Raw genomic sequence first — 24,459 nt, forward strand, 5'->3', positions numbered from 1 at the left:
TAAAGTATTACAATTATAGATAATTTAAGCTTGTTTATCTTTAAAATAGCTATTGATTATTCATCAAGTGTTTTTAGCCAGATCTTTTTTAAAAGTTTGATGGCATCAATTATTTCACGTTCTTGCAAGCCTCCAAAACCCATTCTAAGAGCTTCCCATGCCTCACCATAGTCATCGCTTCCTAGATAAATTTTCACACCTTCTTTAAGGGCATTTGCTCTTAATTTTTGAAGATTAATGTCGATGGTTGGTCGTATGATAATGGCAAGTCCCCCGCCTTCGCTGATGATCTCTATCATGTCTTTAAATACAGTTTTGAGAGTCTCTTTCATAAGGTCATGTTTTTTACGATTGAGTGTACGAATTTTACGTAAATGACGTTCCCAATGTCCCTCTTTCATGAAAAGTTCTAATGTTTTTTGTGTGGAAAGAGATACACAGCATCTCAGATGATGCGTTTGACAGATGGTCTTATATCGCTCTATAGAACGATGAGGTAGCACAAGATAACTGACGCGAAGAGCAGGGGCGAGAGATTTGGAAAATGTTCCGATGTAGATGACACGGTCATCATTGTCAAGTCCTTGAAGAGAAGGGATGGGACGATTTTGGTACCTGAGCTCACTGTCATAATCATCTTCAATAATCATGCCACCAGTGCGCTTTGCCCAATTGAGAAGTTTGATGCGGTTGGCAATGGGCATAGTCACTCCCGTTGGATACTGATGGGATGGCGTAATATATACCAACTTTGCATCGGTTGCCTCAAGCTTATCGATCTCTAGTCCATTGTGATTGACATCAATAGGTAACAACGCATAACCATAATCGCCAAAAATTTTACCTGCAACAGGATAACCAGGATACTCGATGGCAATTTCATGGAGCTCTTTTACAAAAAGTGTGGCGATGAGGTTCATAGAGTCAGTAAAACCTCCGCATACCACAATTTGCGAAGCATCACACACTACGCCACGTGATTTGATAAGGTACTTCGCGATTTCATCTCGTAGTCCTTGTTCTCCTTGTCTATCGCCATATGCGCCAAAATCGAGTTGTGCTTCCATCGCTTTGATGAAAAGACGTTTCCAGAGTTTTAAGGGGAATGCATCATTGGTTAATCGTGCAGGAAAAAAATCATAGCGTAGTGTTGATTTTGTCTCATCGTGTGCTTTTTGCATAATGGTAGAATCATGATGGGATTCTAAAAGCGTGTCGGCAACAAAGTAACCACTTTTAGGAATACTCTCGATGTAACCTTCCGCATAAAGCTGTTTATAGGCTAATTCAACAGTGTTTTTACTGATTTTATACTCTAGTGCAATTTTACGAACAGAAGGGAGTTTTGCACCAGCTTTTAAATGATGTGTGATCTCTTTTTTGATGGCATTATAAAGCTGTATGTAAAGAGGCTCATTTATATCTTTATCTAAAACATACATCAACTGTCCCCTAAAATATTTTATAAACTGGCTCTTGTAAAGAGTACAGATTGCGAATATAATACCACACTTATGATTTAAAATAATAGGATGGAGTAGAAAATGATCTCAGAAACACTCAAACGTGTCATGCAAAAAGAAGGCGTTGTTGCCATCGTCGCTCAAGGGAAAGAGTTCCCTCATGTTGTCAATACATGGCACTCGTACGTAAAAGTAGGTAATGACAGTTTTATCGTTCCTGTGGGTGGAATGCAAGGTATGGAAGAAGCGTTACACCATGATGACAGAGTTTTAGTAACCGTTGGTAGTAAAGAAGTAGAAGGCTTGCATGGTATGGGAACAGGGTTTTTACTGAGCGGTCATGCCAAAATGGTCTTCGATGGTGATGCGTATGATGTTGCGAAAGAGAGTTACCCTTGGGCACGGGCTATCATGAAGATTACAATTTTGAGTGCTACGCAAACTGTATAGGTAAAACGATGAGAAGAGCAGAATTTGAAATCAATGACAAAGCCCTTGTAGAAGAGTTATTTGTGACATGCGAACATGGAACGCTGTGTCTTGTTGATGAAGATGAACCTTACGCTGTTCCGCTGAATTTTGTTTGGCATGATGAAACGATCTGCTTTCATGGTTCAAAAGAAGGGCGTAAAATGGAGGTAATCGCTAAAAATCCAAAAGCGAGTTTTAGTGTCGTCAAACCACTCTCTGTGTTGCCATCGTATTTTAGCAACACACGCTCCGCTTGTCCTGCCTCACAACTTTATATGTCTGTGCATGTTATAGGGCGTATTGAAATCGTAAATGATGTGGCTAAAAAAGCAGACGTACTGAATGCCCTCATGCAAAAACTACAACCAGAAGGTGGGTATGAGCCTCTTGAAGCATCCCATCCTATGTATAAAAAAGCCTTAGAGAACATAGGCATATGTAGGCTTCATCCAACATCACTCTCGTGTAAGCTCAAAGCAGGACAGAATCTCAATGAAGAACGTAAAGCTTTATTGATTGAAAAATTGAGTGAGAGAGGAACTCCACTGGATCTTTTAAGTGTAAGATGGATTCAACAAATGAGTAAAAGCGTCTAAAGAGAGAGAAAAAAGAGGCTTAAAAAAGCCTCTTTGAAGATTTAAGCATTTGCCTCTTTTAGGGCTGCTTCAACATACATTTCACGAAGTTTCTTCACCATAGGACCAGGTTTTCCACTACCGATAGGTTTGCCATCAATCTCGATGATAGGTAAAACAAAAATAGTCGCACTTGCCATAAACGCTTCGTCTGCATTTAACGCTTCTTCGATCGTAAATAAACGCTCTTCAACTTTGATGTTATTTTCTTTTGTGTATTCCATGAGAAGTTTTCTACGGATACTTGGTAAGATAGCATTTGAAAGAGGGCGAGTAATGATGACACCATCTTTAACGATAAACGCTGCTGAAGATGTTCCTTCTGTGACAAAACCATCTTCAACCATCCAGCCTTCATATGCACCTTTTTGGTGTACTTCCTCTTTCGCTAAAACTTGACCAAGTAAAGAGATAGACTTGATGTCTCTACGTTTCCATCGAATGTCTGCACAACTGACAACTTTTACACCTTTTTCTGCAAGAGGATTTTTGATGATCTCTTTTTTAAAGGTAAATGCCATAAATGTGGTTGGTGTATTTTCAGGGAAGTAGAATTCACGTGGTGCAACACCGCGTGTGACTTGCATATAAATGCCGCCTTCGACAACCTCATTTTTAGCGATCAATGTATCTAAGATCGTTTCAATCTCAGCTTTACAATAAGGTGCTTTAAGACTGATCTTGCTTAGGCTTGCATTGAAACGCTCATAAAAAGGCTCTTTATCAATTACTTTTCCATTAATAACAGGTACAACTTCGTAGATGCCATCACCAAAAAGATAACCACGATCGAAAATCGATACTTTGGCATCTTCCTCTTTACAAAAATCTCCATTTAAAAAAACAATACTGCTCATTACTGGCTCCAAAAAAAATAGTAATGAAATTGTACCACAAGGTTTCTTAGGCATCTGTGCAATAAGTAGGCAGAAGTTTTTCTTATTTTCATTTGCGTGATGTTTTTAATGTATAATAATTCCATGAAAAAAACATATGTTCATCACAATGCAAATGATGCTGATTTTACATTAAATAATATTCTGGATATTTCAAATCAAGGCTTTTGGGATTGGAATGTCGCAACAGGGCATGTTTATCGTAGTATTGGTTGGTTTCATATGTTGGGGTATGACTATGATTCATGCAAAAATGATGTTTTTACATGGGAAGATATCATTCATGAAGATGACTATCCTCATGTTATGGCTCATTTTGAAGCATATGTTACGGGTAAAAGTGACGTGTACCAAATAATGTATCGATGCCGAAAATGCGATGGTTCGTATTTGTGGATTGAAGATAGCGGAAAAATTGTGCAAAGAAAAGAGGATGGTAGTGCCCTTCGAATGATTGGTGCGCATACAAACATCCATGAAGCTAAACTTTTAAGAGATAGTTTGATTGAAAAAAATAAACTTTTAGCCAATGATAATGCTCAACTTGAAATACTCGTTAAAGAGCGAACAAAAGAGCTCAATCAAATCAATGAACAACTCAATTTACAGATAGAAGAAGCTCATTACAATGCCTCTCATGATGTTCTAACGACTTTATTGAATAGACGCGAATTTGAACGAATACTGGATAAAGAGATAGATCGGGCTAGGCGGTATATGTACCCGCTGAGTATCGTTTTAATGGATATTGATAACTTTAAAATGATTAATGATCAATATGGTCACAAAAAAGGTGATCAAGCATTGATGGATATTAGCGCTTTTGTAAAAAGTATGATTCGAAGTAGCGATGTGTTGGCAAGATGGGGTGGCGAAGAGTTTATGATGATTTTACCCGAAAGTAATCTTACAACAACCGTAGAAAAAGTAGAATCGATTCGAAAAGCGATTGCTCAAAATCTCTTTGCCGAAAATTTAAACATGACATGTAGTTTTGGAGTGACCACTTATCACAATGAAGATACTAAAGATAGCATCTTTTTACGATGTGATCAATTGCTCTATATGGCGAAAAACGCAAATAAAAATAACATACAATTTCAATAAATCATTTACATATAAAAAGAAAAGAGCTCAGGGTTAAACTTTTCATTTTATACTTCAAATAGCTGTCTTCCTTAGCGACCACTAAAATCCAAAGGCTTCTCTTCTTACCTCTATTCTTTCTCCTTTCTATCACTATACCACTTTACTATAACAGATAACTATTTTGTTTCCTATTTGAATTTTTTTCAAAAGTATTTTTCTACGGAACACTATATGCAAAATGTAGAGCGAAGTAAAAACTTACACAAGGAGAACAAAATGTCTGAGCTTCGACAGATTGCTTTTTATGGCAAAGGCGGAATTGGTAAATCTACCACTTCACAAAATACACTAGCGGCTATGGCGCACTACTTCGGTAAAAAAATTCTTATCGTTGGTTGTGACCCTAAAGCAGACTCAACACGTCTTATCTTACACGAAAAAGCACAATGTACTATTATGCAATTAGCTTCTGAAGTAGGTACAGTTGAAGACTTAGAGCTTGAAGATGTATGTAAACCAGGTGCGGCTGAGTTTCACCCAGATGATACAACCATCACAGAGGGTTACATCATGTGTACAGAGAGTGGTGGACCAGAGCCAGGAGTTGGTTGTGCAGGTCGTGGTGTTATCACAGCGATTAACTTCCTTGAAGAAGAGGGTGCATACGATGAAGATCTAGATTTTGTCTCTTACGATGTTCTTGGCGACGTTGTTTGTGGTGGATTTGCGATGCCAATTCGTGAAGGTAAAGCACAAGAGATTTACATCGTTATGTCAGGTGAAATGATGGCAATGTACGCGGCTAACAACATCTCTAAAGGTATTTTGAAGTATGCAAACACTGGTGGTGTAAGACTTGCTGGTCTTATCTGTAACGCTCGTATGACAGACCGTGAGTATGACCTTGCTAAACACTTAGCAGAACAAATCGGCACACAAATGATTCACTTCGTACCAAGAAGTAACCACGTACAACGTGCAGAGCTTCGCCGTATGACCGTTGTCGAGTTTGCAGAAAAATCTGACCAAGCGTTTGAGTACAGAGAGCTTGCAAGAAAAATCATTGCAAACGACCTTAAAGTGATCCCAAAACCACTAGAGATGGATGACCTTGAGGCGCTCTTGATGGAATTTGGTTTAGAAGAAGAAGTCGAAGCAGACGCTATCGGCAAAAAAGCAACCGCTTAATACACTAGGTATAAGGAGTACATCATGTTTATTTGTGGATACCACTTCCCAGCTACTATGGGCAATAAAGTTGAATTTGACAAAGTCATTGAAAAAGTAACAGCAGGTGCTGGTGACCTCTCAGGGGTTAGTTCTATCACTTTAACCAGTGAAACACGTGAGGGTGTAAAACTTGAAGAGATTTCTGTTCCAAAAGGTTCATTTCTTTTCACAGCATTAGTAGATTACTACAAAAACACCGACGTTGAAGGTGATTTCAAAATGATCTATTACACCAACAAATACCAAATCAGTGAGATTTCTAAAGCGGTTGATAGCGGAACTACAGCAGATATCTGTAAAAAACTCGACGATATGAATCTCTATAGGGTTAAAGTCGCTTAAGTAGCGTCTAAAAACATTAAGGAAAGAGCCATGACAGCAGAAACATTGTTAAGCCAGCAACAAGCCGCAATCGCGGAAGTGCTTGAAGCTTATCCTGAAAAAGCAAAAAAAACAAGAGCTAAACACCTCGGCGTTGACGCGCCTGATGGTATTAAAGGTGCATGCGATAGCACAAAAAGCAACAAACAAACCGTTCCAGGCGTCATGTCTCAGCGTGGCTGTGCGTATGCAGGAAGTAAAGGTGTTGTTTGGGGACCTATCAAAGATATGATCCATATCAGCCACGGTCCTATCGGTTGTGGACAGTACTCACGTGCAGGTAGAAGAAACTACTATATCGGAACAACAGGTGTTGACACCTTTGTTACGATGAACTTTTCAACCGATTACCAAGAGAAAGACATCGTTTTCGGTGGCGATAAAAAACTCAAAGCTGCGATGGCAGAGATTGATGAGCTTTTCCCACTGAACAACGGTATCTCTATTCAAAGTGAGTGTCCTATCGGTTTGATTGGTGATGATATTCAAGCGGTAGCAAAAGCGTATAAAAAAGAGTCTGGTAAACCAACCGTTGCGGTTTCATGTGAAGGTTTCCGTGGTGTTTCTCAGAGTCTTGGTCACCACATCGCAAACGATATGCTTCGTGATGAGGTCCTTCCAGACAACTCTTATAAAAAAGATTTTGTAAGCACTCCGTATGATGTTGCCATCGTAGGCGACTATAACATCGGAGGGGACGCTTGGAGTTCACGTATCTTACTTGAAGAGATGGGTCTTAGAGTTATCGCTCAATGGAGTGGTGACGCTACCTATAAAGAGATGACGATTGCTCCAAAAGCAAAAATCAACCTTCTTCACTGCTACAGAAGTATGAACTATGTTGTTCGTCATATGGAGCAAGAGTTTGGTGTGCCTTGGATGGAATATAACTTCTTTGGACCAAGCAAAACAACGGAGAGCTTACGCAAAATTGCCGCTTTCTTTGATGAGAGCATTCAAGCGAAAACTGAAGAAGTTATCGCAAAATATACCAAAATGACTGACGCTGTCATCGCGAAATACCGTCCAAAACTAGAAGGTAAAAAAGTGATGCTTTATGTGGGTGGTTTACGTCCTCGCCACGTTATCGGCGCGTATGAAGACCTTGGTATGGAAGTAATCGGTACAGGTTATGAGTTTGCACACGGTGATGACTATAAGCGTACTAAAGAAGAGTTGGCTCGTACAACGCTTATCTACGATGACGTTAATGAGTACGAATTAGAGCACTTTGTTAAAAAACTCAAACCAGACCTCGTTGCAAGTGGTGTTAAAGAGAAGTATGTCTTCCAAAAAATGGGCTTACCATTTAGACAAATGCACTCTTGGGATTACAGTGGTCCGTACCACGGATACGACGCATTCGCGATTTTCGCAAAAGACATGGATTTAGCGATGAACTCTCCAGTATGGGCTCACACTAAAGCACCATGGGACGCAAACTAAGGAGGGCATCATGCAAGACGTAGAAAACATTGTCAACGGACAAAAACTCTTTTTAAAACCTGAATATCAAGAGGTTTTTAAAAATAAAAAACAATTCGAAGGTCACGCAGGTGCTACCAATCCTGAAAAAGTAAAAGAGATTGCTAACTGGATGACTTCATGGGAATACCGTGAAAAGAACCTAGCAAGAGAGCACATTACCATCAACCCAGCTAAAGCGTGTCAACCTTTAGGTGCGGTGATGGCAGCGCTTGGCTTTGAAAACACGATGCCATATGTGCATGGAAGTCATGGTTGTGTTGCTTACTTTAGAAGTTACTTCACACGTCACTTTAAAGAGCCAACTCCTTGTGTATCTGACTCTATGAGTGAGAGTGCTGCGGTATTTGGTGGTCTTTCAAACATGAAAGAGGGTTTACGTAACTGTAAAGCACTTTACAAACCTGAGATGATCGCGGTTTCTACGACATGTATGGCAGAAGTTATCGGTGATGACTTAGATGCGTTCGTTAAAGGTGCTCGTGCTGAAGCTGAGGGAGAACTCGACAATACTCCAATCCCAGCAGCACACACACCATCATTCAAAGGTAGCCACATCACTGGTTACGATAATATGATGGAAGCGATCTTGAAAACGCTTACACCTGAAGAAGATGTAGCTAAAGATGAAGAGCGTATCAACATCATTCCTGGTTTTGAGACATACTTAGGTAGTCTTAAAGAAGTGAAAAAAATGGCAGCGATGTTTAGCGACAAAATCGTTATGCTTGGTGACCACGAAGAGCAATGGAACACAGGTGCTGGAGAGTACAAACTCTACGCTGGTGGTACTCCAATCGAAGTGGCAAAAGGCTCAAAAGGCGCTAAAGCGACCATTTCACTTCAAAAGTACAGCACACCAACTACAGGTAAGTACATCAAGAATGAGTGGAAACAAGAGTACGTTACATGTAATCCAATTGGTCTTGGTGGAACAGACGCGTTTGTGATGAAACTGAGCGAACTTACAGGCAAAGCAGTACCAGCAGAGCTCAAAAAATTAAGAGCGCAACTGGTCGATGCGATGCAAGATAGCTACCCGTATATGCACGGTAAAAAGTTTGCTATCTGGGGCGATCCTGACTTCTTACTCGGTGTGGTTTCATTCCTTGTTGAGATGGGCGCAGTACCGGTTCATGTTGTGTGCCACAATGCACCACGTAAAAACTGGGAAAAAGAGATGCAAGCCATCCTTGATAAATGCACCTTTAAAGAGGATTGCCATATTTGGGCGGGAAAAGACCTTTGGGCGCTCAGAAGCCTTCTTTTCACAGAGCCAGTTGATTTTATGATTGGTAACGTGTATGGAAAAGAGCTTTATAGAGATACGAAGATTCCTTTGATCAGAATTGGCTTCCCAATTTTTGATAGACACCATCTTCACAGATACTCTATCAGCGGATACGAAGGTGCGCTCAATCTTTTAACGTGGATTACCAATGCTGTGCTTGACGCGTTGGATGAAGAGACAAAAGATATTGCAAAAACCGATTACTTCTTCGATTGTGTAAGGTAAGAAGAGAGCTTAAGCTCTCTTCTTTATTGCTTTTATATTTCACAGCTCTATGGTGACTTGCATACCTTCATCACTATTTTGAATTAAGAGTTTTCTACCATATTTTTCAACAATATCATGGCACATTTTAAGCCCAATACCACTATAGATATTTTTACGCATATTCTCAATAATTTGAAGATCGATTCCCTGACAGTTATCATGAAAATGTATGGAAGTATCGCTTAATGTTATAACGATTTTAGGATGTTCAATACAACGCTTTTGAGCAACATTGAGCGCATTTGAAATAATATTCATCCACACTTGCATCCATTCATTTCGAATCCCCTTTAATATCGTGTGAGCTTTGACATCAAATACAACCTCAAAATTAAGATTTTTTATACGGGTATCTAAAATGCTCAAAACCGCCTTAATCGAATCGTATGCTTCAAAGGCTTGTATGCTTGTTGAGGGCTTATAGTATTCCAAAAAGTTTTGCATGGTTTCTGACATAAAATCTAAAGTTTGCTCAATCTCTTGAGTATTTTTATCCAGAAGTTCATCGGGTATTTTTTTATGTTGAATAATATGCGCACGTAGTGTTAAATTGGCATAACTAATTTTCGTCAGACTCTCTCTCCACTGATGTGATATGTTTGCAATGAGTGAGCCTAGGGCCGCTTGTTTTGATTGTTGAAAAAGCATTTTCGAGTGTTCTAGGTTTTTCTCAACTTCTTGTGCAACACGTTTTCTTAGCTGATAATTCCAAATCAGAATAAAAAAAGTAATCAGAATTAAGCCAAGTAATCCATATAAAATCCAGCGATAGTGACGCTCGTTAGTTTCGACTTTTATATAAACGTGCTTATTAATAATCTGCTCTTTTTCTTGTGGTGAAATAGCTCGAATTCCAAGGTTTAAAATATCACGCAAAAGAGGTTCATCTTTCCTCACTCCTATACGCAAAACGTTGACGTAATCTTTAGGCTGTCCCACAATTTTTAAGTTAAAAATATTCTCTTTTTTGATCGTATACGCCGTTACCATTAAAGAACGTAGTGTTAAATCGGCTTTTTGATTTTCAACCATCCAAAACGCTTCTTCTTCGCTAATAACGGGAACAATCTTTAGGTTGGGAAAATCTTTTTGAAAACGCTCAAAAACAGCGGTATCTTTTAAGAGTGCAATACTCTCATGCTTAAGTTGCGCAACATCTTCTACAAAAGTGTGTTTACTTCGTGCAACAAGAACATTGGGATCTTCTAAAATGGGGTCAGTAAAGACAAGCCATTGATCGCGTTTTGGACTTTGGTTGACCAGACTTAAAATATCGCATACTTTATTTTTTGATTTTTCAATGGTCTCTTCCCATGTTTTTGTGGGAATAAGTTGTATCGTAAGTCCTGTATTCTTAGCCACAAGTCGAATAATATCGGCAGCTATACCCTCATGCTCTTTTTTATCGTTAATAACTTCAAAAGGCGCCCAATCGGGGTCAGCACACATCGTAATTGTTTTTTTCTCACGTATATATGCCTCTTGTTCTGGTGTCAATGCAATGGCATCTCCAAAGAGGTATGTACAAAAATAGGCAACTAAAAAGAGATGTTTTTTCATACAATTAACTTATAACCAATATCGGGGATGGTATGTAAAAAGGTTTTACCAAAACGTCTTCTAATACGCATAACAAAGTTGTTGAGGGCACTACCCTTACCAACCCGACACTTGATGGCTATGCGTATGTAGGCGGTGTGGCAGGGTATGCTGGTGGCGGAAGCTATGAGATGTACGATGGAGAAGCACAATACAGTAATTTTCCGACCATCTCCAATGTCACGGTCAATAACTTTACCTATTCACATACAAAAGAGTTCACTGTAGATACACAAAATATCAACACGGAAGTTAGTAACATCGGTGCGGTTGCTGGATATATTGATGGTGCGACGCTAAGTAACCTCTTGGCAACAGGAAGCATAACAGCAAATCTTATAGCTAACAATTACAATGAATTCGAAAATTCTTATAGTACTGTAGGAATCCATGATATTGGTGGCTTATTTGGAAATATTTATAATTCCTCGCTCAATACAGCAAGTTCAAATGTTGCAATTACAGCGACGTTAACCAATCAAACTGCCCATGATAGCATTGAAACTTATGACATAGGCGGATTATCGGGAGGCGCTGGGAATAGTATATTTCAAAATACTACTGCAAGCGGAAATATTAGCATAACACACGCAAATGATGATAATGGTGTTAGTTATGCAGGATCTATCGGCGGTGCATTTGGGTCTATCTATAATTCATATGTCAAAACTTCAAGCACAACAAATGCTATTACTGTATCCGGTGCTATTACTGAAGGTATTGAATCTGTTGGCGGTTTTGCCGGAGATAGCGGGTATTCTGTTTATGATACAGTATCGACAAGTGGTGTTATGAATATTATTGTAACGGGAAATAATGTTTATAGTGCAGGTGGGTTGCTTGGGACCTCTTACAACGATATTGTAAAAAACGTTACAAGTACACGAAATATTACTCTTTCAGCTGACTATGTAGAATATATTGGTGGACTCATTGGTGGGACTGAATATTCGAATATAGATATGGCTACCTATACCGGAACACTTGATTTGAGTAGTGTGAATAATGGTGAGTCTGTAGGAGGTCTTGTCGGTTATAGTTATGGCGAAATAGATGATCACACGCAAGTTTACTTTAGCAAGGTTGTTTCTGCGGCAACAACACCGGATAATCAAGCCCAAATTGATGCAGTTAAAACAGCACTTTTAACCGCATTCAATGCCAGAGCCGATGTCGTAGCGCTTAAAGCTATGGGTTATACTGTTGAGGATAACTCTTGGGGGAATGATAATGAGCCATATTATGTAAAATTCAACCTCAAATCTCCAAGTATGGAGTGGGGTGTTATTCAAAACGCTACCGCGATAGTGGATATTAAAGCGCCAAATGTTGAAAACGTCGGCGGACTTGTCGGGTATATGGACTCGTATGATGGCGGGCAGATCATCAATTCATCTGTAGCGTCACTCGGAGGCACAGGTAAGGTACTTGGCGGTACCAATGTAGGTGGCCTTGTCGGGTACAACTCTTATGGAAATATTACTGATTCTCACGCGGCTATCGAAGTAGTCGGGAATACCGATTATGATGGTTCTTATGTCGGCGGTTTGGTCGGTTATAATGAAGGGGGAAGCAGAGGACAAGATGTTTATCCATATATACAGGATTCTTACTCTTATGCTGAGCTATCTTTTGCAAATCAATCAGATGCTGAGGCAAAACTAGCACAAATTCAAGACATATTCATTACAAATGCCCTGGCCACAAACCCTGGTTATGAGATGAATTATAATGGACTTTATGTTGCATTTGATGGAACAAATTATGTTGTAGGTGGATCGTTGGGTCTATACAAATCAACATCAACTGGCACGATCACCAACAGTTACGCTACCGGAAGAGTAACAGGCAGTAGCAATGTCGGTGGTCTTGTGGGCTATAACTATGGTGAAGATGGCGGAGCAGCGATTACCAATTCGTATGCCTCAGGAGTGGTAGTTGGTACCGATAATGTCGGCGGTTTAGTCGGATACAATGAGTATGCGATGCTAGATACCGTATATGCTACTGGTACGGTCAATGGAAACAATAAGGTTGGTGGCTTGGTCGGATATGCTACTGGATCAGAGATCATCGACAGTCATCATACGCTAGGCAAAGTGACAGGAACAGAGAATGATTCTGCAGAAGGAGGACGTATTGGTGGTCTTGTGGGCTTATTGGAAGAGTCGTCACTGAGCAACTCTTATGCAACTAGTGAAGTTGTAGGTGAAACAGTTGTGGGTGGTCTTGTGGGCATAGCTATGGGCTCTCAGATTGTCGATTCGTATGTGACAGGTAAAGTAACCGCAAGCGGTGGTACAGGAAATGATCTTTCTACGTATGGTTTTGATGCCAATGAATACATCTCTATGGCCGGTGGTTTTGTAGGTATTGCTAGTCAGTCATCTATTGAAAACTCGTATGCGACAGGTGAAGTGGTCGGTAAAGGGATATTGGGTGGATTTGCAGGTGGACTCCAGGTAACTGAAGTATCTGGTTCTCATGCGACAGGCAAAGTGACTGGAACTAACGGTCTTGGCGGATTTGTAGGGTTCTCGATAATTTCTAATATCAGCCAAAGCTACTCAACTGGTGTCGTAGACGCGACAGCCGTCACAGGCGTAGATAGCGTTACGGCTGGAAATATGGTCGGTGGATTTATTGGTCGCTCATTGGCTGACACTATTAGTGAAAGCTACACCGCAAGCAATGTCACGGGTGCTACAAATGTCGGTGGATTTGTCGGTAAGGTCAGTGATGCTGCGACTATCAGGAACACTTATGCAAGAGGCGGTGTAACGGCAAGCGGCAATAATGTTGGAAGCTTCGCAGGCTCACTCGATGGATCAACCGTGGAAAACAGTTATGCAAGCGGTAAAATCAACCAAACTGGCTTAAATCAACTGAGTGTAAAAGGATTTGTGGGTAATCATGATGGTGATATCATAAATAGCTTCTATGACAAAACAGTCAATGCAGGTCTTACTGATGATGGTAGCAACGTAGGTAAAACCACCACCGAACTCAAAACACAATCAACGTATACAACTGCTTTGGGAGATGGTGCATGGAACATGGGTGGTGAAAATGGACACTACCCTATATTGGGATTTCAAGTAGATGGTGCAGAAAGTATTTGGGTAATGGCCGAAGGTCCAATGCCAGTAGACCCAACACCAGTTCCAACACCATCGACTCCAATAGTAGAGACGCCAAAAATTATTGATGCAATAGCAAGTGGTATTGCCGTACAACCTCCTGTTGTTCCAAACTTTACACCACCTCCATTACCGTCTATACCACAGCAATTTAGCTTTGGAGGGCAAGCGGTACAGTTGATGTCTACACCATTAGGTGAAATCCCAACACAGATAATTTCTTTGGGTGAAATTCGACAGATGCAACAAGAAAATGCGAGTGGAGCAGAAGGTGTCAAAAGTCCTGATATCCGTATACCATTAGGTCAGAATTCATTGATTCAACTTGTGAATGGGGGATTAAGGCTTCCTGAGGGTATTGAACAAGAATTTTTTATGGCACAAAGATAAAAGAAGGCAAAACTGATGAAACATAAACTTATAACTCAAATTATTACATTATCGGCAGTAGCTGCAAGCACTCTTTTTGCAGCACCTCCTACCATTGGGGATATTGAAAAACAAATACAGCCTCCAAAAGAAGTCCAAGAAAGCCCTAAAAATGCGATACCAGCTATTCCTACGGAACCGCTAAAAGAAGTGATGCAAGAAGAGGGTGGAAAAACACTTTTTATAAAAGGCTTTAAATTTAGCGGTAATGCGCACATAAGTGAAAATGAGTTACTTTCACGCATCCAAAGTTATACAGGAAAAGAGTACAGTTTCAGTGAAATACAAAAAATTGCTTCATTGATTACAAAAGCATATCGTGAAGAAGGGTATTTTGTTGCGCGTGCATACCTTCCAAAACAGAATCTTAAAGACGGTATTTTAGAAATTGCAGTCATCGAAGGAAATTATGGAGCGTTTCATATCAAAAATAGTTCTTTAGTTTCTGATGAAAAAGTTCAAGGAATGCTAGATGATGTAAAAGGTGATAATGTCGTCAGCACCGATACTTTAGAACGTGCTATGCTTATTATCAATGACACACCAGGAGTAAAAGTAACAGCTGCTGATGTTAAACCAGGGCAAGAAATAGGTGCGTCTGACTTTGATATCGTTACAGAAGCTACCAATCCATACAGTGCATATGTTGTTGCCGATAACTATGGCTCTAAATACACTGGACGTTATAGAACGAGCCTTGGATTGTCTGCAAATTCACCGTTAGGGTATGGTGATAAATTGGGCATCAATGGCATCCTCTCAACAACCACAGATCTGAAAAATGGAAAGATCTACTATAACTTTCCACTGATGTCCAATGGCCTTCGAGGTGAACTTTCAGCTTCTCGTACAACATACTCTTTGGCTGAGGATTATGCTGCATTAGATGCACTTGGAAACTCTACGACATTGGAAGCTTCTTTGACATATCCTGTCATTAAAACAAGGCTTGAAACATTAGATATAACATTGGCATACGCACATAAGGCTATGAAAGATGAGGTTCGTAGTACAGATACTGTCACAAAAAAAGACTCGGATGCTCTCAATGTTACATTGGCATATATGCGTAACTGCACACTTTTTGGATTGGATAGCACTACACGTGCTAATATCACACTCACACAAGGTAATCTTGGTTTTAATGATGCTAGTGACCTTGCTGTAGATCAATCTGGCGCAAAAACAAATGGTGATTATACAAAAGTCAGTGGTAGTTTAGAAAAAGCTATTCAGTTCAATCCTCAATATGCTTTAACAACAAGTTTACGTTTCCAAAAAGCTCTTAACAATAAAAACCTAGATGGCTCTGAAGACTTTTCTCTAGGAGGCGCTTATGGTGTGAGGGCATTCCCCGATGGTGAACATTCTGCTGAAAATGGCTATATTCTTGGTGCAGAATTCTTTTATACACTTCCAAGTTATGAGGGTATAACCCATAAAGCAAGTATCTTTGCCGATACAGGGTATGCAAAAATGGAAAATGCAACAGGAGCCACAGAAGGTAGGCAGCTAAGCGATGTAGGATTAGGCTATCAGGCGAATTTCAAACAATTCTTTACAAAAGCTCAAGTTGCACGAGTTGTTGGTGGAGAAAAGGTTGAAAGTGAAACCAACCACTCTACCAAGTTGCTCTTACAAGTGGGATGGTTGTACTAAATAAAGGCTTTTTGTGCCTTTATGTTGGAATGAGAAGGAGAGTATATGCTCTCCTTCTTATCTTCCACCACCACCTCCTCCTCCACCTCCACCACTACCATGTCCATTGCTATTCCCTGCATTACCTCGCGAACCACGACCTGTTAATGCATTGATTTGCTCATTTGCTGTTTCTTCCGCGTTTTTTTCATTAAGCATTTGCATAACTTGTGTTCTTCGTTCTTGATTTTCTAACAGAGTACGTTCTTTAATTGCTTGGATATAACGATGACGGTATTGTTTAGGCGCTTGGTACATTTTGTGTGTTAACTCATCGATACTTTGTGTGTTTTGGATATCGCTGTCTATTGCATCTTCACAGTGAAGAAAAAGAACACACATGATGATCGTAATAAAAACTCTCATACATTCTTCTTTTGTGGAAATATCAAATGAATGGTTGTCCCTTTTAATTTGGTACTGTGCAGTTCAATAGTAATTTCAAGCATATCACATAAAGTCTTGACAATATGCAGTCCTAGCCCCAGTCCCGTGGCGTGCTCTTTATAGTAGCGTTCAAAAACGCGTTTTTGATCATTGATCCCTATACCTGTATCGCTGATAGTTACGATATTTTTAATATTGCCAATAATGACGTTACCATTTTTTTGATTATATTTGCAGGCATTAGAAAGTAAGTTATCAAAAATACGAGCAATTGCATCTTCGTCATTATGTATGATGTAAGGTTCCGTTTCAAATGCAAAATGCAATTTGGGGTAAAGTTTTTGATAGGGCTTTGTTCTTGATTGTAAGAGCTGTGCTAAATCAATGCGATTTTTTTTAGGAATAAACCCTTTTTGTAAACTCTCTAAATTACGATAGAGTGATGCAATAGTCTGCGCCGCAAGTTCAATACGTTCAAGTTCGTCGTTGGTCTGTTTTTTTAAAAGTGTTTTAACATTGAGTAAAATAGATGTTACTGGTGTATTAAGGTCGTGAATAACATCTTTTAAAAATATTTCTAATACATCCAGAGCTTTTTTCAAAGGATAGAGTGCATAAAATGAATAAAAAAGTGCAAATAAAGCAATTGCACAGATGATGAGAGCATATAAAGCAAGAACTTTGTAGATAATTCCCTTTTTTAGGAGATCGTACTCTTGTGAAGGTAAAATAACTTGAAACATTGAGTTTTTGGCAGTAGGAATTGAAAAGTAACCACACATGCCTTTGTTACATGGTACAAGGTTGAGTTGGTCGATGGTATCGCTGTAGGTAATGACATCAATTTCAAAACGATTGGATTTAAAATCATAAGTGTAGTCTTTCATTTGTGAAAAGATTTGCTCTTCTAAAAAATGTTTTTGCTCGTTATAGTAAAAGGAAGCTACGATACTCACTAAGAGTGCAAGTGATAGAAAAAAGATAGTGAAGGTTTTAAGAAAAGCCTCTTTTTCATACTTTTTCAAGGCGGTATCCTATCCCTTTAATATTAGTAATAATCAGGGAAAAACGTTGTTTGAGTTTTGTGAGATGAACTCTTAAAGCAACATCACTTGGCTTTTCCATAACATCAAAAAAATCATCCTTATGAACAGTTTGTGCAATGTTGCGTATGAGAAGATCAAGTATTTCTTTTTCAACATATCCTAAATCAACCTCTTTGTTATTCATAAAGACACGTTTATTGAGCATATCATAACGCATATCACCATAGGAAAGAAGGGGATTTTGCTTGTGAATGTGAGCCTTAATACGTACCAGCAACTCATCAAAATCAAACGGTTTTTTTATATAGTCATCGCATTTGCTATCGAAAGCTTTTGTAATGGTTTGAATGTCTTTGTAAGCACTGATAAAAAATGTTGGAGTTATGTCATTGTTATCACGTAGTAGTTTTAATAAATCGATACCATTTAAGGTAGGTACGTTGATGTCAAAAAGGTACAAATCAAAACGTTTATCATAGATAAAAGCTAATGCTTCTTCTCCATCACTGGCATGTGTAATTTCAAATCCTTCTGATGTCAAAAGAGAAATGAGCGTTTGGCTTAGCAAATAATCATCTTCAAGCAATAAAATTTTTGACATAATACTCTCCTTTTCAAAGGATAACACATCAGTGTTAATGGTTCATTAAGGTTAAATCTTTTTTCCCTTAACACTTAATTAACACTAAAATTATATAGTTTCATTATAACAAATATCAAAGGAGGCTATGATGAAAAAGAGTTTAATCAGTATGTGCTTTATCGGTATGAGTCTTTTTGCAGCTGATTATTCAGCTATGAGTGCAACGGAGTTAGCAGCGATGAGAGGAACCGTTCCTGTGGAAGACAGAGCGGCTTTTCAAGCAGCAATGCAAGAGAAGATGCAAACGATGACACAAGAAGAGAGACAAGCCTTAACACAAGCACGAACATCCAATCCCGGAACTGGTAATATGGGTGGAACAGGTGCTGGAAATGGAAATGCAGGTTCTAGTGGAGGAGGATTTGGCGGAGGCGGTGGTTTCGGTGGAGGTCATGGTCGAGGTGGTCGCTAAAAGCTTGAGAAGAGAGCAAATGCTCTCTTCTTATCCCCTTCGTTTTTCATCAAAAAATTTTATCATCGCTTCTAAACACATCTCAGGTTTTTCTTCAGGCACAAAATGTCCACAATTGGGCACGCCAAAGCCTTGAACATCCTCGGCAAACTGTTTCCAACCCGCTAAGACATCCCAAAGTTTACCTACAACCCCATTGGCTCCCCAAAGAGCGAGTAGTGGTGTTTTTATAGGGCGTGTTCTATCAACTTTATCATGCTCTAAGTCGATGGTCGCTGCTGCTCGGTAATCTTCGCAGATGCCATGCACACACGCAGGGTCACTGTAACAGCGGATGTATTCGTTTAACACCTCCTCAGGAAAACGCTGTGCGGCTTCGGGACCTACTTTATTGAGAAGGTTAAAACGGATAAAAAAGGCAGGGTCAGCTCCTAGTGCTTGCTCTGGAAAAGGGTACTTTTGGATGTAAAAAAACCAGTGCCAGTACTTGGTGGCAAATTCGCGACTGGTTTGTTCGTACATGTCATACGTTGGTAAGATGTCCATCATGGTGCAGGTGAGCGCTTTTTCAGGGTAGTCTAGTATGAGTCTGTGTGCAACACGCGCTCCTCTATCATGCCCAACGACGTGAAATTGTTCGATGCCAAGCTTTTCCATAACACTGACTTGGTCGCGTGCCATAACGCGCTTGGAGTAGTTGGAGTGGTCTTCCAAACCTTTGGGTTTAGAGCTATCGCCGTATCCTCTTAGGTCGGTTACCACGACACGGTAGTGTTTTGCAAGCTCTGGTGCGATGTCTCGCCAGATGAGATAGTTTTCAGGATGCCCATGCAAGAGTAAAATAGCTTCATCACCACTGCCACCCACAAAGGTGTTGATGAAGATGTCCTTTTCAACTTCAATGCTTCGTTGCTCAAAACCCTCAAAATATCCTTTAAGCGCCATGATGTAGTCCTTGCTCTAGTAAAAGTTGCTCTCGAATGAGTGGTTTTATACCACCACTTTCTAAGATTTTAAGCACATACTCAGACAGTGGTTCTGCTGTTTTGATAATGCCTTTTTCATTGCCTATGATACCACTGCTCAAATCTAAACTGATGTTTTCTCCTGGCTCAATGAGCTTTAAAATGCGAGGAGCGACGATAAGCGGTAAGCCTAGATTGATAGCATTTCGGTAAAAAATGCGTGCAAACGACTCCGCGATGATGGCACCAACACCTACTGCCTTAAGCGTAATAGCAGCATGTTCCCGACTACTGCCACATCCAAAGTTTGTTCCTGCAACGATGATGTCACCTGCTTGCACGTCTTTAACAAATTCAGGGTCTGCCCCAAACATAGCATACTTTGCAACATCTTCGACGTTGGTATACTCGACAAAACGGCCAGGATAGATTTGGTCGGTGTCGATGTTATTTCCAAAGACAAATGCCCGTCCTTTGATAAAGGTTTTCATCCATTCTCCTTTACGATATATGCTGTGGGGTCAACGATTTTACCTTCCAGTGCGGCTGCTGCAACGGCCGCAGGCGAGCCTAGAAAGATGCGTGCTTCTGTGTGTCCCATGCGCCCCGGAAAGTTACGGTTAGTGGTGGTGATACACGTCTCACCAGAGGCGATCATGCCCTCATGGGTTCCTAAGCACGCCGCGCATCCAGGGGTTACAAAGGTCGCTCCTGCTTCGACAAGGCTTTGGACATAACCTTTGCTCATGGCTTCTAAAAAGACACCTTTGGATGCAGGAACGATGACAAAGCGTGTGCGAGGGGCAATGTGTTTTCCTTTGAGGATGCCAGCGGCGATGCCGATGTCCTCAGCACGTCCGCCCGTACAAGAACCAAGATAGGCTTGGTCGATAGGTGTGCCTATAAACTTGGTGACATCATAGACATTGTCAACACTGGAAGGTGCGGCAAGTTTTGGGCTAAGATGGGTGACATCAAAGCTTATCTCTGCGGCATAGCTAAAGTCCTCATCGGTATGGTAGATTTCATACGGGCGGGTGACTTTTTCATTCAAATATGCCATAGTAATGGCATCGGGTTGAATATAGCTTGTTTTTGCACCCATTTCGGTACTCATGTTGCACAAAGCCATACGCTCTGAAATGCTCAGGTACTGCAAGGTTGAGCCACAAAACTCAACCGCCTTATAGACCGCAAAGTCAGCTCCAAGCTCACCAATGGCATGTAAAATCATATCTTTTGCATAGACCCCATGCGGTGGCTTTCCCTCAAAGGTGATCTTGATGATTTCAGGTACTCTTAGCCATAGTTTTCCTGTCGCTAGGATGATGGCAAGGTCAGTTGCTCCTACACCCGTTCCAAAGGCACCAAAGGCTCCATGTGTGGTTGTGTGTGAATCGGTGATGATGATGATCTCACCAGGATGTGCCAAGCCTTTATCTGCAACGACTTGATGGCATACGCCTTGGTCGATGTCCATGAGCATCTCGATGCCTTGATCCCAACAAAACTCACGAAACTCTTTTTGGTTTTGTGCTTGCAGGATGCTTGAAGCTGGGGCGTAGTGGTCTAAAAACATCATGACTTTGCTTGGTGAATGCACCTTCATTCCACCCATTTCATAAAATGAACGTAGTGTTTGAAGGTAAAGGTCATTTATACCTGCGAGGTCTATCTCACAGTTGAGAATTTCCCCTGTCGTGACATGCGTCTTGCCTGCTTTTTTGGCGAGCAGTTTTTCAATGGCATGCATTGCATCTCCTTGAAATAATTTTAGACGATTGTATGATAAATAATTATATAAAAGCAAATAATGTATAATCATAGACAATATAATGGAGGATAATATGGATTCAAATCTTCTCAAAGTGTTTGTGGCTGTCGCCAAACAAAAAAGCATCTCTCTTGCGGCACAAACGCTTGGTTTTACGCAATCCAACGTCACACTTCGCATCAAACAGTTGGAAAAAACACTGGGGTATGACCTCTTTCATCGTGTGCCAAAAGGGGTCATCCTCACAGAAGCAGGTGTTACGCTTTTACCGATGGCTGAGGAAATTGTTCAAAAAGTTGAAAATGCCATCATCCAGATGAAAAACAGTACGCATCAACGCCTTCTTCGCATAGGAACCAGTCAAGCCAATGCGACCATTCGTTTGTTGCCTTTTATCGAGAAGCTGCAACAGGACTTTCCTGACATCCACTTTGAACTTTATGCCAACGGCACACCGCTTGTGCTTGAACAGCTTTTAAACTACAAGCTAGACATCGCGTTTATCACGGGTGATCCAGAGCACAAAGACATTATGGTGCTTAATCAATTCGATGATGACTTATATATGATAGAGCCCAAAAATAGGGCATACCCGAACACGCTCATTGGGTATAGAGAAAAAAGTACCCATTTTGACTTTCTTAAAGCTTATGAGGAAGCAGAGGGCAATACCCACTATAAAACGATGATACTCGAAAACTATGAAGTGATGCTTGGATGTGTAAAAGCGGGGATGGGCAAAGCCTATCTCTCAAAAAAAATCATTGATAAATTTGGCTATGAGAAAAGTTTAAAGCTCACAAAATTGCCTCAAAATGCGTGTGATGTGACGTGCTTGGTGTGTAGAAAAGATAATGTGCCCTTCATCGCGGAGTATTTAAAGGCACTCTCCTAAAAAGGAAGAAGAGAGAAAAAACTCTCTTCTTTTAGACCTTAAATTCATTCAGTTTTTCATGAAGCGCAACACCCCAATTATCGAGTACGGTTGTTATTTCCATAATCTCTTCGCTTTTGGTGTAGTTGGCATGAAAGATACTCTCTATCGTGTGTGAAGCCTCTTTAATTTGCTCTGTTTCATGTTTTAGATCAATCGATTTTGCAGCAATAGCACTGGAGAGCGTTATGTTCTTATCGGCTACATGAACGAGTTGGTTGAGCACTGCATTGGCATTGGTTGAAACATCTTGTAAAATGTTGATCTCTGAAGCGTTCTGTTTCATCTGTTGGCTGATTGACGTGATAGAGCTTACGATGCCCGTGATAGTTCCATTGATCTCTTCAAGACTTTTTTGTGTCTTCTCCGCCAAAAGTCTTACTTCATCGGCAACAACAGCAAAACCACGACCATGTTCGCCTGCACGTGCTGCTTCAATGGCTGCATTAAGCGCAAGTAGGTTGGTTTGATCGGCAATGTCATCTATAACACTTAGGATGTTTTTGGTCTCTTGTGTGTCTTTGCTTAATGCATTGAGTTGTGTAACGAGAAGGTTCTCTTTTTGAACACTTTGCGCAATTTTTTCACCTAAATCGATGATGTTTTTTTGAGTATCGCTAAGGTAATGTCCGATTTGTTGCATCTCTTCTTTACTGGTTTGTGCATTGTTGCTGATATCATCGAAAACTATCTGCATATTTGTGACATGTTTTGTACTCTCATCGATCATACGCTTCTCTTTTTGTGTTTGCGCATGGAAAAAAGAGGCGATTTGTTGCAATTGTGCTGAGATTTGACTGTGTGTTGTGGCATGGGCTTGGAAACCTAAGATAGCATGTCTTATTTTCTCTTTGAAAAAGACAACAGAGTCAAGCATTTTGGATGATTCTTGGTTAAAGCTTGTGTCGATTTTGATCTCTTTTGTAAGATCCATAGATGCTAAAGCTTGGTTGATTTTAACACTTAAGTCAACACCCCATTTTTTTTCATCCACATCATGAATGATGAGAATAATAGCAATGGCGTACTGGATGATGGCACCAAGTGTGTTAGTGGTAAAAAAGAAAGCATTGAGTGGGAGTATCAAAAAAGCTGCGATGTGTATAACTCTCATTCTAAGAAATAGAGATTTCATTATTGTTCTCCTGTATGAAATAGAATTCGCATTCTACTTCATAGGAAAAAATAAAGGATTGATCTGTGTCAAAAAATAAGATAAATTTACTCTCTTTTTAAAAATTTATCGATTTTTTCTGAAAAATAGGTTTTTGTGGAAGAAGAGAGCATACCATACTCTCTTCTTAATGGAAGTTATCTGTCGTACTTTTTAGCGTATGCTGCGTCGTTATAAATAGCTTCGCCATAAAGTTCTTTTCCAAAGCTTCGAATGATGTTTTGACCTTCACCTTTAGCCACAAAGTCAATGAATTTAGCGCTGATATTTTTTTGAGGTGTATCTAAACCATTTTGTTTAAGGGCATTGTAGGTATTGACCAAGAAGATATCTCCTCTAAAAAGGATACTTTGGTTTTTAAGTTCTTTTTTTGCCGCTACCCATGTACTGCTGTCTGTCATAAAGTAAGCACCTGTCGTGTCTGCTTTTTTAAGAGTTGCAAGCATGAAGTCTTTATTGATAGTATACCAGTTACCTTCAGGTGTAATGTTCGCTTTTTTCCAAATTTCAAGCTCTTTTTTATGCGTTCCAGAGTTGTCGGCTCTTGTGTAAAAGAGTGCTTTTTTTGCAGCAATGCGTGAATAAGCTTCTACCACACTGGTTGAATCTTTAATCAATGCAGGGTCGTTTTTAGGACCTGTAATGTAAAACTCATTTGAGCCAATAAGAGATCTATCATCACTTGCCCATCCTTCTTTAACAGCTTCTTTTTCGCCTTTAGGCGCATGCACCATGATGAGATCTACGTCTTTGTTTTTAAGCAACGAAAGGGATTCGCCTGATCCTGCTTTAATCCAGCAGAGTGTTATGTCGTTTGATTTTGCAAACTCTTCGGCTAAGACTTTAACAAGACCTAATTCACCAGGGCTTCCTGTAGCAAGTTTGATTTCCAATGAACCTTTACCATATCGTTCAGTACATTCCGCACCAAACATGAAGCTACATAAAGCAAGCGTTGTAATAAGAACTTTTGAAAGCATAGAAACTCCTTTTGTAAGTGTTTCTATAAACGTATCGCAAAGTGACTAATCTTTGAGTTAAAAAGAAGGA

General features: G+C 40.0%; 21 protein-coding genes and 1 pseudogene. 11 read left to right on the forward strand and 11 right to left on the reverse strand.

All coding sequences use genetic code 11. The features are described 5' to 3' along the window. Positions 1-56 precede the first annotated feature (56 nt). Entirely contained in the window at positions 57-1,442 is a 1,386-nt protein-coding gene (locus tag UCH001_RS05710) for a PLP-dependent aminotransferase family protein (RefSeq protein WP_067175460.1), read from the reverse strand. 102 nt (positions 1,443-1,544) lie between these two features. On the opposite strand from UCH001_RS05710, the gene UCH001_RS05715 reads away from it, so the two are divergent. Both UCH001_RS05715 and UCH001_RS05720 read left to right on the forward strand, forming a co-directional pair. Then, entirely contained in the window at positions 1,545-1,913 is a 369-nt protein-coding gene (locus UCH001_RS05715; protein WP_067175463.1) for an FMN-binding protein, read from the forward strand. An 8-nt stretch (positions 1,914-1,921) separates the two neighbouring features. Continuing rightward, positions 1,922-2,530 (forward strand): pyridoxamine 5'-phosphate oxidase family protein, encoded by a 609-nt coding sequence (locus UCH001_RS05720; protein WP_067175466.1) that lies wholly within the window; start codon positions 1,922-1,924, stop codon positions 2,528-2,530. A 41-nt stretch (positions 2,531-2,571) separates the two neighbouring features. On the opposite strand, the gene dat is transcribed toward UCH001_RS05720, so the two are convergent. Continuing rightward, the gene (gene dat, locus UCH001_RS05725; RefSeq protein WP_067175468.1) at positions 2,572-3,426 is read right to left on the reverse strand and encodes a D-amino-acid transaminase; all 855 of its coding nucleotides are present in this window, start codon (positions 3,424-3,426) and stop codon (positions 2,572-2,574) included. A gap of 123 nt (positions 3,427-3,549) precedes the next feature. On the opposite strand from dat, the gene UCH001_RS05730 reads away from it, so the two are divergent. The 5 genes from UCH001_RS05730 (at position 3,550) to nifK (ending at position 9,166) form a co-directional block, all read left to right on the forward strand. Then, the gene (locus tag UCH001_RS05730; protein ID WP_158508943.1) at positions 3,550-4,572 is read left to right on the forward strand and encodes a sensor domain-containing diguanylate cyclase; all 1,023 of its coding nucleotides are present in this window, start codon (positions 3,550-3,552) and stop codon (positions 4,570-4,572) included. Between the two features lie 258 nt (positions 4,573-4,830). Further along, the gene (gene nifH / locus UCH001_RS05735; protein WP_067175474.1) at positions 4,831-5,742 is read left to right on the forward strand and encodes a nitrogenase iron protein; all 912 of its coding nucleotides are present in this window, start codon (positions 4,831-4,833) and stop codon (positions 5,740-5,742) included. A gap of 24 nt (positions 5,743-5,766) precedes the next feature. Continuing rightward, on the forward strand, positions 5,767-6,126 hold the full coding sequence (locus tag UCH001_RS05740; protein ID WP_067175479.1) for a hypothetical protein: 360 nt from the start codon (positions 5,767-5,769) through the stop codon (positions 6,124-6,126). 30 nt (positions 6,127-6,156) lie between these two features. Next, positions 6,157-7,611, forward strand: coding sequence for a nitrogenase molybdenum-iron protein alpha chain (gene nifD / locus UCH001_RS05745; protein WP_067175482.1), 1,455 nt, complete (start codon positions 6,157-6,159; stop codon positions 7,609-7,611). A 10-nt stretch (positions 7,612-7,621) separates the two neighbouring features. Beyond that, on the forward strand, positions 7,622-9,166 hold the full coding sequence (gene nifK / locus UCH001_RS05750) for a nitrogenase molybdenum-iron protein subunit beta (protein ID WP_082705678.1): 1,545 nt from the start codon (positions 7,622-7,624) through the stop codon (positions 9,164-9,166). A 39-nt stretch (positions 9,167-9,205) separates the two neighbouring features. Here the strand turns inward: nifK and UCH001_RS05755 are convergent, their stop codons facing one another. Further along, positions 9,206-10,768: a transporter substrate-binding domain-containing protein gene (locus tag UCH001_RS05755; RefSeq protein ID WP_067175488.1), complete on the reverse strand. Its 1,563-nt coding sequence runs from the start codon at positions 10,766-10,768 to the stop codon at positions 9,206-9,208. A gap of 137 nt (positions 10,769-10,905) precedes the next feature. Here UCH001_RS05755 and UCH001_RS05760 point away from each other — a divergent pair, with 137 nt between their 5' ends. Further along, positions 10,906-14,337 carry a GLUG motif-containing protein gene (locus tag UCH001_RS05760; RefSeq protein WP_067175491.1) on the forward strand — a complete coding sequence of 1,144 codons (3,432 nt, stop codon included), beginning with the start codon at positions 10,906-10,908 and terminating at the stop codon, positions 14,335-14,337. A gap of 15 nt (positions 14,338-14,352) precedes the next feature. Then, positions 14,353-16,035: a ShlB/FhaC/HecB family hemolysin secretion/activation protein gene (locus UCH001_RS05765; RefSeq protein ID WP_067175493.1), complete on the forward strand. Its 1,683-nt coding sequence runs from the start codon at positions 14,353-14,355 to the stop codon at positions 16,033-16,035. 57 nt (positions 16,036-16,092) lie between these two features. Here the strand turns inward: UCH001_RS05765 and UCH001_RS05770 are convergent, their stop codons facing one another. From UCH001_RS05770 to UCH001_RS05780, 3 genes are read right to left on the reverse strand one after another with little or no spacing between them, the layout of a single operon-like run. Next, positions 16,093-16,440 carry a hypothetical protein gene (locus UCH001_RS05770; RefSeq protein WP_067175496.1) on the reverse strand — a complete coding sequence of 116 codons (348 nt, stop codon included), beginning with the start codon at positions 16,438-16,440 and terminating at the stop codon, positions 16,093-16,095. Then, positions 16,437-17,486 carry a HAMP domain-containing sensor histidine kinase gene (locus UCH001_RS05775; protein WP_067175500.1) on the reverse strand — a complete coding sequence of 350 codons (1,050 nt, stop codon included), beginning with the start codon at positions 17,484-17,486 and terminating at the stop codon, positions 16,437-16,439. Before UCH001_RS05775 ends, UCH001_RS05770 begins: the two co-directional genes overlap by 4 nt. Continuing rightward, positions 17,473-18,108 carry a response regulator transcription factor gene (locus UCH001_RS05780; RefSeq protein WP_067175503.1) on the reverse strand — a complete coding sequence of 212 codons (636 nt, stop codon included), beginning with the start codon at positions 18,106-18,108 and terminating at the stop codon, positions 17,473-17,475. Before UCH001_RS05780 ends, UCH001_RS05775 begins: the two co-directional genes overlap by 14 nt. Before the next feature lie 130 nt (positions 18,109-18,238). Here UCH001_RS05780 and UCH001_RS05785 point away from each other — a divergent pair, with 130 nt between their 5' ends. Next, a complete protein-coding gene (locus tag UCH001_RS05785) occupies positions 18,239-18,562 on the forward strand; it encodes a DUF1104 domain-containing protein (RefSeq protein ID WP_067175506.1) in 324 nt (107 codons plus the stop codon). Between the two features lie 30 nt (positions 18,563-18,592). Here the strand turns inward: UCH001_RS05785 and UCH001_RS05790 are convergent, their stop codons facing one another. The 3 genes from UCH001_RS05790 to UCH001_RS05800 are packed head-to-tail and all read right to left on the reverse strand — an operon-like array spanning position 18,593 to position 21,280. Further along, complete coding sequence (locus tag UCH001_RS05790; RefSeq protein WP_067175510.1) at positions 18,593-19,507, reverse strand: alpha/beta fold hydrolase; 915 nt, start codon at positions 19,505-19,507, stop codon at positions 18,593-18,595. Continuing rightward, positions 19,497-20,018 (reverse strand): 3-isopropylmalate dehydratase, encoded by a 522-nt coding sequence (locus UCH001_RS05795; protein WP_067175513.1) that lies wholly within the window; start codon positions 20,016-20,018, stop codon positions 19,497-19,499. The genes UCH001_RS05790 and UCH001_RS05795 overlap by 11 nt, the downstream gene beginning before the upstream one ends. Next, on the reverse strand, positions 20,015-21,280 hold the full coding sequence (locus UCH001_RS05800) for a 3-isopropylmalate dehydratase large subunit (protein ID WP_067175516.1): 1,266 nt from the start codon (positions 21,278-21,280) through the stop codon (positions 20,015-20,017). The genes UCH001_RS05795 and UCH001_RS05800 overlap by 4 nt, the downstream gene beginning before the upstream one ends. 94 nt (positions 21,281-21,374) lie before the next feature. On the opposite strand from UCH001_RS05800, the gene UCH001_RS05805 reads away from it, so the two are divergent. Further along, positions 21,375-22,196 carry a LysR family transcriptional regulator gene (locus UCH001_RS05805; RefSeq protein ID WP_067175519.1) on the forward strand — a complete coding sequence of 274 codons (822 nt, stop codon included), beginning with the start codon at positions 21,375-21,377 and terminating at the stop codon, positions 22,194-22,196. Positions 22,197-22,227: 31 nt separating this feature from the next. On the opposite strand, the pseudogene UCH001_RS13560 reads toward UCH001_RS05805, so the two are convergent. Next, a pseudogene (locus UCH001_RS13560) lies at positions 22,228-22,776 on the reverse strand (methyl-accepting chemotaxis protein); the annotation flags it as partial. A 770-nt stretch (positions 22,777-23,546) separates the two neighbouring features. Next, on the reverse strand, positions 23,547-24,389 hold the full coding sequence (locus tag UCH001_RS05815) for a substrate-binding domain-containing protein (RefSeq protein WP_067175525.1): 843 nt from the start codon (positions 24,387-24,389) through the stop codon (positions 23,547-23,549). Positions 24,390-24,459: the final 70 nt, after the last annotated feature.

This window comes from Sulfurospirillum sp. UCH001, assembly GCF_001548035.1.
Lineage (GTDB): Bacteria > Campylobacterota > Campylobacteria > Campylobacterales > Sulfurospirillaceae > Sulfurospirillum.